Raw genomic sequence first — 9,527 nt, 5'->3', positions numbered from 1 at the left:
GGCGCTACCACTGATCAAACCGGACGAGGCCCACGATCGGGCCGATGATCCTGGCGGCGGGTTGAAGTTGCTGCAACCGCTCGCCTGCGCGGGCGGCTGCGATGGTCGTGGGGTTCAGGCGATCGAGGCGCGCAACCTCGGCACCGCCCATGATCGAGTTGAAGAACACGAAGAGCCGCCCGTCAATCTCGGGATCCTTGCGTCGATCCACGATCAGGCGGTCGTTTTCGCGCAGATCCTCGGTGACCTGGGGGGCGTGCAGCTGCACGACGCAGAGCGCATCGAGGTCCAGCCCGGCGGATGTGACCCAATCGCGGGACACGGCGACGGGCGAGACGTTGAGGGTGCCGCCCGCCTCTTCGAGGTAGGGGATGGGCGCATAGCCTTCGGCCAGGGCCTCGGTGCGGCCCTCGATGGTCAGTTGGTCCTCGGCGAAGCCGCGCCAATTCGGAGCGGCCTGTCGCTCAGTTAAACTGCGCACATTGAATTCGATGTCTAGTACATCGAATAGCCTCGCCAGACTTTCGACAGGGTGCATCCGCTTCCCACCCCTCGGGTTCCTAATGTTCTTGAGCAACTGCTTGTGACCGACTGCGAGGTCTGACGCAGCGGCGTCGCTAAGCCCCTTCTCCTCAAGAGCTTTATCAATGGCGGTCATCAGCGAGTTCATAGAGGGCTTTTTAGCCCTGTAAGGCTAGCAGGGAAAGTAAGGAATTCCACTAGCCCTATAGGACTTGACAGCGGTAGCCGTTTCGGTATCTATAGGGCTATGAGTGAGCAAATTAAAAACATTCTCAGGTTGGCTGACATCCTAGGTGGGCATGAGGGAATCACGCACTGGGCGATCTCTATGCGGCTTTGCAAGAAGGGTGATTACCTATCGAAGCTAAAGAACGGCGGCGATACTGGCACCAAGACGGCAGAACAAAGGATTGCACGTATGAGTGCTATCTGGCCTGCCGACCTTGAGTGGCCCGCCGATATTCCGCGCCCAAAACCCGCGCAAAAGAAGGTCGCGTCATGAGGCTTGATGCTGCCATCAAAACCGCACCTGCGGAGGTGTCCACGCATGCCATTGATGGGACGGCGCGTATGGTGGCCGAGGGGCGCGGCGAAGTCGTTCGCGCAAGGCGCAAAGCCCTTGGGCTGACCCAAGCAGAACTGGCCGACATCCTGCGCACCAATACAACGGCGATCTGCGCGCTGGAGCGGGGCGCTTGCACGCATTCCGAGCGGGAATGGGAGCGCATGACCGCACTGTATCAGCGCGTTGATCAGATGCTCACGGAACTGGAGCAAATATCGCCGATCACGTTTGAACAACCACGATCCCCCGAGGATAACACTGCCGCCCACATCTCCTCCCGTGGGCCTGCCTCGGAACCTCGCGCGGGTGATGCGCTGGCTGGCAGGCCGCACCCATCACCCGCGCCCTTTTCTACAGATCACCCCGACTTTTCTACAGAACGCCTTGTGTCACCCAATCCCCCAGGGATGGCGCAGGCAGGCCGCGCGGCGAAGGCCAATCCATGCCCCACTCACGGGCCGCGCGGTCATTTTTTCGGTCCCTGGGCCACGGTTTGGGAGCTGGTCTCAGACCTGATCGCCGTGGCCGGGTTCATCACCTTTTTCCTCACGATCTACTTCATAGGAGCGATCATCTCATGAGCATGCCCTTTGGTCCGAATGCGGATTTCGAACACCAGTCTCTGGCCCAGAAGCTGCGGCGCTTTGACGAGGTTGTCGCCCTTTATGCCAGGGCTCGGGTCGACGCGGAAACCTGCGGCGCGGAGATCGCGTTCGATCCGAAACAGGCCAGCGACGACATGCGACAGCGCCTCGCCGATGCGTCGCATGATCTGTTCATCGCGGGTGAGACGCTGAAGGCCCACGCAATGGTTCTCGCTGGGGGCGGCGTGTTCCAGGCGGCGGCACAGTTCGCCGATGATGCCGGGGTCGCGCCCACGGGCATGATGGGGCCTTACTGATGCGATACGGGCGTTTGAAATCCAGCCCGCGGCTGCAACGTGCGTTGAAGGCATTGCAGGACGCGCAGGGCGAATTGAGCACGATGCAGTGGGCGCAGGCCGCAAAGATCTGCGCCGTCAGTTCCGTTGCTGCCGAGCTGCGCGCCAACGGTGCGCAGATCAGTTGCCGACAGGCGACCGAGGATGGCCAGCGCCGCTGGTATTACACGCTGCTCAAATCACCGGAGGGTCAGCAATGACGCAGGACACAAGCAAATTGCCCGGTCCGAACAATCGAGGTTTTGTCGATCTTGAGGCCGCGCGCGAGCACATGGCGGCTCGGACTGAAGCGCTGCGTGCTCATGCCGGCACGAAGGCCGCGGAGGCGTCATCCGGTGTCGATCATGTCGGCGAGGTCTTCGAGAGCGAAACACAGGCGGGCATCCGTTCCGGCGGCGACGTCCCGTTGGCCGACAAGCCCGTCTCTGATGAAATCAGCCGTTCCTCTGAGACCCGTCTTGTCGACCTCGTGAACGAGGAAGGCGAACCCGATGCGTAGCGCTTTCAATTCGGCGTGGATTTGCGCGATTTTCTCGTCGTTGATGTCCATTGTGGGGCAATGCCTCCTATCGGTTGGCCTACATGCAAGCGAGTACCATACCTGCGTTCATGGTGGCCGCCATGCGTAAACCGACGCTGATCGAAAGCCGCGATGTGGCGCTGGTGGATATCTTTGTGGAGAACCGCCTGCGCGAGACCGATGATGTGCTGGTGACCGCGCTGGCCGGGTCGATCGAGGAGATCGGCCTGAAGGACCGGATCACCCTGCGCCGTGTGCGCCGCAAGGGTGTCGGTGCCAAGGGTGGGTCGGGATACGTGCTGGTCCTGGTGGCGGGCGCGCATCGGATGGCCGCCTGTCACCAGTTGGGGCACGAGGCCATTCCGGCGGACATTTGGGACTGCACCGACGACTATGCGCGGTTGTTGGAGATCGACGACAATCTGGCCCGCGCCGAGCTGACGCCGCTGGATCGTGCGGTGTTTCTGTGCCGCCGCAAGGACGTCTATGAGCAGATGTATCCCGAGACGAAAGCCGCGACAGGCGCAGACCTAGTAGCGAAGCGTTGGGATACGGCGGACATAATGTCCGTCGTATCGTTTGTGGCCGCCACTGCCAAACAAACCGGGCAAACAGAGCGTCATATCCGGCGCATGATTGCAGTAGCTGATGGCCTGTCCCAAGACGAGATCGACGCCCTGCGCGCCGCCCCGATCCGGGTCTCCATCGCCGACCTTCAGGTTCTGGCCAAGTGCAATCCCAAGCATCGCCCGCACATCGTGTTCGGGCTGCTGATCGGTGCCGCCAAGTCGGCAGGCGAGGCGCTTGATATCCTGACGGCGCGCCCCGGCGATGCAGTCGTCGATCCCGTCGACGCCAAGGTTCGCCCTCTGAACGACATGTTCGCCCGCGCCAACAAGGCCGTCCTGCACCGTTTTGTCCGTCACAACGCGCCCAAGCTGCGCGCAATCCTGGACAGTCTGGATGGTGACGCATGACGCCCACGCCCGACAAGCTTTGGTGGACGGTGGACGAACTGGTCGCGTCGGATCTTCCCGACGTGCCGAACACCAAGCGCGGCATCAACCTGCGCGCGCCCGAGTGGCGGGCCATGCCGGGATGCGCGCGGCGCAAGTCCGGTCGTGGTGGCGGTTGGGAATATCACTGGACCGTGTTGCCCGCGGCTGCCCAGCACAAGTTGATCCTTGACGCCCAGGCCGCACCGCAGGCCCCCGCGCCGGATTGGGCGTTCTATGACGCCCTGCCGGAAAAGTCGAAGGCCGTGGCGCGCGACCGGCTGGCCGCTGTCGATGATGTTGCGGCGCTCTATGCTGCCGGTCAGACGCATGTGGCTGCGGTGGATACGGTGGCCGCTCAGCGCGGTGTCAGCGCGCGCACCGTCTATAACTGGATCGCGGCGGCGGATGGCGTTGCGGACGAGCACAGGCTTGCCGCCCTGGCCCCAAAGCATCGTCAGCGAAAGCGCGCCCGCAAGTCGGTGGATACCCAGTTCTACGGCGTGTTCAAATCGGACTATTTGCGCGACAAGGCGATCACGTTTCAGGTGGCCTACGAGCATGCCCTCGCATTTGCGAAGCGGGCCGGGATCGCGGACATTCCGCCACTGCATCTGTGCCGCCGCCGGTACCAGGAGGAGGTGCCCAAGCAGGTTGAGGTATTTTGCCGTGAGGGTGCCCATGCTCTGAAACGGTTCTATCCGCACCAGGACCGCAGCAGGCAATCCCTGAGCGCCCTTGAGGCGGTGCAAGCCGACTATCACAAGCTCGACCTGTTCGTGCACTGGCCGGGCGAGGAGAAGCCCCAGCGTCCGCAGATCGTGGTGTTTTCCGACATCTATTCCGGCAAGCTGCTGGCCTGGCGCATGTCGCTGCATCCCAATGCCGAGACCGTGCGTCTGTGCTTTGGCGATCTGGTCAAGACGTTCGGGTTGCCGCGGCATGTTCTGATGGACAACGGGCGCGAGTTCGCCGCCAAGATCCTGACGGGGGGTGCTGCCACGCGCTACCGCTTCAAGGACAATGACGATGATATGCTTGGGCTCTTTCCGCAGCTCGGCATGGAGTTGCACTGGGCCAGCCCGGCATGGGGTCAGGCCAAACCGATCGAGCGGGCCTTTCTGGATCTGACGCGGCGTATTCCGACCCATCCGTCGCTGCATGGCGCGCAGACGGGGAATGATCCGCGCAGCAAGCCGGATGTCTATGGCAAGAAGCCAGCCGAGATCAGCACCGTCATGGCCGTTGTGCGACAGGTCATCTCCGACCACAACGCGCGTCCGGACCGCCGCACCGAAACCGCCTTCAACAAGTCGTTCAACGACGTGTTCAACGCCAGTTACAAGACGTCCGCGCCGCGCATCGCCACCGACGCGCAAAAACGGCTTTGGCTGATGGCCGCGGAACCTGCGACTGCCAAGCGTGGCAACGGCGAGCTGAAGGTCTATGGCAACCGGTTCTGGTCCGAATGGATGCACGAGATCGCAGGCCAGAAGGTCGTTGCGCGGTTTGATCCCGACGACCTGCATCAGCCGATCCATATCTATGCCCTGGATGGTCGTTACCTGGGGGAAGCGTCGCTGGTGGAACGGGGCGACTTTTTTTCGAAGTCCGCCGCCCAGGATCACAAACGCAAGCGCGGCCAGTTCATGCGCGCGACACGCGACATGCAGCGTTTGCACAAAGAGCTGTCCAATCAGGAAATCGCAGCGCGCGTTGGATCGCCGGGCGAAGAGGTTGCGCCCGACGCGTTGCCGCAGGCCGATGTTGTCCAGCTGGTCACGCCGCACAGCAAGGCGCCCAAGGGCGGCACACCACCGACCCATGGTGCGGACGTTACCCGCACTGTTGCACCCTTTACCCCGCGTACCCGACCCAGCGCGGAGGACGATCCCGACGCCGTGTTCAAGCGCTACGGCGAGCTCGTGGCGATGGAGGCCCAGGGCAAGCCCCTTACGGACGCGCAACGGACCTTCCTGACCGAATACCCCAAGTCACCGGCCTTCAAGGCGCGAGAGCGGCTCCAGCGGGCCTTTGGTGGCGACCCAGAATGAGAGGATAGCAGATGGCACAAGTGAGTGGCGGCATTGTCCAGCTTCGGAGCGTCGAGGCGATGACCACGCTGGTTCAGGAGATGATTGATGCGCCGATCGGGCAGCACCGCATGGGGTGTTATCATGGCCCCTCCGGGGCGGGTAAGACCTTTGCCACCGCTGTGTGTGAGGTCGCCTACAACGCCCTCGTCGTCGAGGTGATCGAGAACACCAGCAAGCTGGATTTTCTGACCAGCATCACCGAAGCCTACGACATTCCCGCCCGGCGGGATGCGGCAAGCCAGATACGCGCAATCGCCAGCTTTCTGGACGGTGAACAAGTCCCTCTGATCATCGACGATGCGCAGTACCTGGTGAAGCGCAACATGATCGGCATGGCGCGCGACATCTACAACCTCGCGGGCAGCATCGTGCCGGTCATTCTGGTGGGTGAGCCCAAGCTCTATGACCACCTGCGCGGTACAGCCAACATCTACAACCGGGTCACAGGTCGGGTGCAAGCGCCGCCCTGCAACATGGCCGATGCAACGCGGTTGGCGCAGGTCTATGCCCCCGGTGTCGACATCGACCCGGTCCTGATGACCGAAATCGTGCAGCAGGCCAACGGGTCTGTCGCGCGGGTCTCGGGCATGCTTGGCACCGTGCGCAACGCGGCCCAGGCGCAGGGGGTTGTCAGCTTCTCCAGAGAGGACTGGGGCAAGCGGCCCTTCATGAACGGCGACATGATCCCGGTGAACGCAGAGCCGCGTTCCAGTGCGCGCGTCGAGTTGATGGCAACCCGGAGCGTCGGCTGATGTTCAGATCAGAGCAGGAAAAAGCCGCCTGGGACATCGCGGCCAAGCACGAGGAGTTCCACTGGGAGGACCTCGCCGCGGGCGGCGTGCCACTCAGTTCCGCGCAGGTTTACCTGTTGCGGTGGGCCAAGGCAGGGACCATCGAGATTGCCCGGCTTGATGGCAATCGCAAGTGGTTCCGCATGGCTGGCACCCGCGCGAAAAGGGCGGACGCGCCCAAGCCCAAAACACGCGAGGACGCGATGTGGGCGGTGATGCGGCGGCAGGCCTATTTCACGCCGCTGGATCTGGTTGCGATTGGCGATCAGCTTGGCATTGAGATCACCGAAACCCACGCCCGCCAATACAGCCGCGCCCTGATGACTGCAGGGTATTTGCGGTGTCTCGAGCAGGCCGTGCCGGGCAAGAAACAGCCGAAATACCGTCTTATCAACAACACCGGACGTCGTGCACCGGTCAAGCGTCGGATCACCGGCCTGCTCGACCAGAATGACGGCGCGTTTGTGCCGCTGGGAGACGGGTCATGAGTGCGCTGTCCAAGGCAAAGGAGGCCTATGGCGGCGATGTGCCGGACTGGGTCGAGGTTCTGGCGCTTGAGGCAGATCGCACCAGCCAGTCCAGCGTCGCGCGCAGGCTGTCTTATACGCCCGGCGCGATCAACTCGGTCCTGGGCAACACCTACCGTGCGAACACGCAGAACATCGAGAACAGCGTGCGCGGCGTTCTCATGGACGTGCGCATCACCTGTCCAATGCTCGGCGAGATCGGGCCGCAAAAGTGCACCGCATGGCGGTTGCGTGCCCGCAAGGGCAACGCGGCCAACAGCCTGCACAAGCGCATGGCCGCGGCCTGCCGCGCCTGTCCCCGGTCCAAACCAGAAGGCAGCGAGACATGACCAAACATCACCAGTTCGAACAGCACACAGACACCGGGCGGACAGACAAGATCGTGGCGCTGCGCACCGACGGGATGGGGCCGAACGAGATCGCGCGGCGCTTGAACACGTCGCTTGCGACCGTGAGCTATGCGATCCGGCGTGCTCGGAAATCCGGTGTGGACTTTCCCCCCTTGAAAGGGTCGCGGACGGTCAAGGCCGAGGCCATTGAACCGGCCACGCTCGACCATCAGATCGTCATTCCAAACCGCCTGCACGGCCTGCTTACCGCAGAGGCGGAACGGGTCGGCAAGGCTCCGGAGGATCTCGCACGGCAGATCCTTGAAACCGGACTGCTGGAAAGGTGGGCGCGCCATGGATGATCCGACCCGGTTTACTTCCGCCGAAATGCTGCGCCTGGCGCGCAGCGCGGTTCACAAGATCGACCTCTTGGGACCGCGCGGCACGACGCTCTGCTCGATGGACGAAATCGACGCGATGGCCTGCTTGCTTGTCCAGTCCGGCGCGCTGACGCCACCACCCGATCCAACCATGACACGCGCCGAGCAGCACGGATCACTTGCCCAGGCGCTTTTGCCAAAACCCAAGAACGAGGACCAATCATGACTGACCAGACACACAACTGGATCGACGCCAAGGGGCGTTCGGTACCGGATCACCTGATCTCTGACATGGACCGCGACATCGAGGAGGTGGTGCGGTCGATCGAGGGCCACGCCGTCGCATTGATGAACCAGATCGCACGGTTCCGCGGCCATTCCTTTGACGATGTGAACCTTCTGACCGACCTGCTTTACGACAAGTATGAGGCCAAGCGGGGCGGGGCCAAGGGCAATGTCAGCTTCACGAGCTACGACGGCAAGGTGAAGGTCGAGATCCGCGTTCAGGACCGGGTGCATTTCGGCGCGGAGTTGCAGGTCGCCAAGGATCTGCTGGGCGAATACCTCGAGGAGGTCAGCGACGGCGTTCCGGACGTCGTGAAAGCCCTGTTGAACCACGCCTTCAAAGTGGACGAGCAGGGCCGCGTGAACCGCGAGCAGATGTACGCGCTGCGCCGCCTGAAGGTCGACCCGCCGCATTCCAAATGGGACAGGGCGATGGACGCGATCGCGGACAGCATGCGGGTGATTGGCAGCAAGGAATATTTCCAGATCTCTGTGGCCGACGAACATGGCCGGTTGCGCGCTTTGCCGATCAACCTGGCGAACGCCTATGAGACGGAGGGCGCGGCGGATGGCTGATCAGACATTCGCTGCAACAGATGAACAGAAGGCGCTGCACGGTCACATCTCGCGCTCTGTCTTGGAGGTCATGAGGCTGCGCGGCAAGCTGCTGGCGCTTTGCCTTCTGGCGGAAATACTCGGGCGTCTTGAGCGCCTATGCGAGGCGGATGGGACGCCACAAGATGTCATCGAAACCTCGATCGAAAAGAACCGTGTGATTGGTCGGGCGTCCGCCCAGTTCGATATCGACGTAGCGCAAGGCAACACCCCCGCCTCGAATGCCAGGGCAATCTGATGGTCGCCTATTCCTTCCAGACGCAATTCGCCCCCGACATCCAGTCCGGTCTTAAAACCCATACGATCCGGGGGCAACGCAAGCGCCATGCCCGCCCAGGCGAGGCGCTCCAGCTTTATTGCAAGATGCGACGTCCGGACTGCTTCAAGATCATACCGGATCCGACCTGCCGTTTCGTCGACCCGATCAACATCCTGTTCAATTCGACAGAGATCATCTCGATCTGGACCGGGCCGGATTTGCAGGACGAGGTGATGCCGCGCGATCTGGACGCCTTTGCGCGGCTGGACGGTTTCCGGGATGCCGATGCGATGCACTGCTTCTGGCAGCGGCAAAAGACAACCGCGGTCGCGGGCTCGAACGCCCGCGAATTCGATGGGGTCATCATCGGCTGGGGCGTGCATCCGTTGGAGGTGCTCTATCCATCCGCAGTCAACAGAAGGGGAAAGAACTGATGCCTTGTGTCATTCAGGTTTTCTTTAAGCCGCATGCGCGGTCGAGCGACAAGTTTGCATTCGAACTGATCGAAACCGACTTTGAGGACCTCGAGCAAGCGATGATCGCCATCGCGGGAGATCGCCTGATTTCTGGCGATGCGCTGCATACGAAGTGGGGCGCTGGAAAGGGCGAACGGCTGGTTGCCGGTCGCCACCCCATCGGTTTTCGCGGCAGTGCCGTCGACCGGGTTTGCCTGCCGACCTGGAAGCTGATCGAGGAGGCTTGA

Annotated in this window: 16 protein-coding genes; 15 read left to right on the top strand and 1 reads right to left on the bottom strand. The window is 62.4% G+C overall.

The features are described from left to right. Positions 1-4: 4 nt before the first annotated feature. A complete protein-coding gene (locus Q0949_RS08450; protein WP_299370502.1) occupies positions 5-658 on the bottom strand; it encodes a hypothetical protein in 654 nt (217 codons plus the stop codon). A 311-nt stretch (positions 659-969) separates the two neighbouring features. Between Q0949_RS08450 and Q0949_RS08445 the strand changes: the two genes are divergently transcribed. The 15 genes from Q0949_RS08445 (at position 970) to Q0949_RS08375 (ending at position 9,527) form a co-directional block, all read left to right on the top strand. Beyond that, entirely contained in the window at positions 970-1,668 is a 699-nt protein-coding gene (locus Q0949_RS08445) for a helix-turn-helix domain-containing protein (protein WP_299370500.1), read from the top strand. Further along, positions 1,665-1,988 (top strand): hypothetical protein, encoded by a 324-nt coding sequence (locus Q0949_RS08440; RefSeq protein WP_299370498.1) that lies wholly within the window; start codon positions 1,665-1,667, stop codon positions 1,986-1,988. Before Q0949_RS08445 ends, Q0949_RS08440 begins: the two co-directional genes overlap by 4 nt. After that, the gene (locus Q0949_RS08435; protein ID WP_299370496.1) at positions 1,988-2,227 is read left to right on the top strand and encodes a hypothetical protein; all 240 of its coding nucleotides are present in this window, start codon (positions 1,988-1,990) and stop codon (positions 2,225-2,227) included. The genes Q0949_RS08440 and Q0949_RS08435 overlap by 1 nt, the downstream gene beginning before the upstream one ends. Next, complete coding sequence (locus Q0949_RS08430) at positions 2,224-2,526, top strand: hypothetical protein (protein WP_299370494.1); 303 nt, start codon at positions 2,224-2,226, stop codon at positions 2,524-2,526. Before Q0949_RS08435 ends, Q0949_RS08430 begins: the two co-directional genes overlap by 4 nt. A 122-nt stretch (positions 2,527-2,648) precedes the next feature. Continuing rightward, positions 2,649-3,524: a ParB N-terminal domain-containing protein gene (locus tag Q0949_RS08425; RefSeq protein WP_299370492.1), complete on the top strand. Its 876-nt coding sequence runs from the start codon at positions 2,649-2,651 to the stop codon at positions 3,522-3,524. Beyond that, a complete protein-coding gene (locus Q0949_RS08420) occupies positions 3,521-5,596 on the top strand; it encodes a transposase domain-containing protein (RefSeq protein WP_299370490.1) in 2,076 nt (691 codons plus the stop codon). Before Q0949_RS08425 ends, Q0949_RS08420 begins: the two co-directional genes overlap by 4 nt. A gap of 11 nt (positions 5,597-5,607) precedes the next feature. Further along, positions 5,608-6,390 (top strand): ATP-binding protein, encoded by a 783-nt coding sequence (locus tag Q0949_RS08415; RefSeq protein WP_299370488.1) that lies wholly within the window; start codon positions 5,608-5,610, stop codon positions 6,388-6,390. Next, a complete protein-coding gene (locus Q0949_RS08410) occupies positions 6,390-6,917 on the top strand; it encodes a hypothetical protein (RefSeq protein ID WP_299370486.1) in 528 nt (175 codons plus the stop codon). The genes Q0949_RS08415 and Q0949_RS08410 overlap by 1 nt, the downstream gene beginning before the upstream one ends. Further along, complete coding sequence (locus Q0949_RS08405; RefSeq protein WP_299370484.1) at positions 6,914-7,285, top strand: hypothetical protein; 372 nt, start codon at positions 6,914-6,916, stop codon at positions 7,283-7,285. Before Q0949_RS08410 ends, Q0949_RS08405 begins: the two co-directional genes overlap by 4 nt. Continuing rightward, on the top strand, positions 7,282-7,647 hold the full coding sequence (locus tag Q0949_RS08400; protein ID WP_299370482.1) for a sigma factor-like helix-turn-helix DNA-binding protein: 366 nt from the start codon (positions 7,282-7,284) through the stop codon (positions 7,645-7,647). The genes Q0949_RS08405 and Q0949_RS08400 overlap by 4 nt, the downstream gene beginning before the upstream one ends. Next, on the top strand, positions 7,640-7,891 hold the full coding sequence (locus tag Q0949_RS08395) for a hypothetical protein (protein WP_299370480.1): 252 nt from the start codon (positions 7,640-7,642) through the stop codon (positions 7,889-7,891). The genes Q0949_RS08400 and Q0949_RS08395 overlap by 8 nt, the downstream gene beginning before the upstream one ends. After that, on the top strand, positions 7,888-8,526 hold the full coding sequence (locus tag Q0949_RS08390) for a DUF3164 family protein (RefSeq protein ID WP_299370478.1): 639 nt from the start codon (positions 7,888-7,890) through the stop codon (positions 8,524-8,526). The genes Q0949_RS08395 and Q0949_RS08390 overlap by 4 nt, the downstream gene beginning before the upstream one ends. Beyond that, complete coding sequence (locus tag Q0949_RS08385) at positions 8,519-8,803, top strand: hypothetical protein (protein ID WP_299370476.1); 285 nt, start codon at positions 8,519-8,521, stop codon at positions 8,801-8,803. Before Q0949_RS08390 ends, Q0949_RS08385 begins: the two co-directional genes overlap by 8 nt. Beyond that, positions 8,803-9,258, top strand: coding sequence for an ASCH domain-containing protein (locus Q0949_RS08380; RefSeq protein WP_299370474.1), 456 nt, complete (start codon positions 8,803-8,805; stop codon positions 9,256-9,258). Before Q0949_RS08385 ends, Q0949_RS08380 begins: the two co-directional genes overlap by 1 nt. Further along, a complete protein-coding gene (locus Q0949_RS08375; RefSeq protein WP_299370472.1) occupies positions 9,258-9,527 on the top strand; it encodes a hypothetical protein in 270 nt (89 codons plus the stop codon). The genes Q0949_RS08380 and Q0949_RS08375 overlap by 1 nt, the downstream gene beginning before the upstream one ends.

Source organism: uncultured Tateyamaria sp. (assembly GCF_947487805.1).
Taxonomy (GTDB): domain Bacteria; phylum Pseudomonadota; class Alphaproteobacteria; order Rhodobacterales; family Rhodobacteraceae; genus Tateyamaria.
Note: the sequence above shows the minus strand (reverse complement) of the source record. Positions and strands in the feature narration are given on the sequence as shown.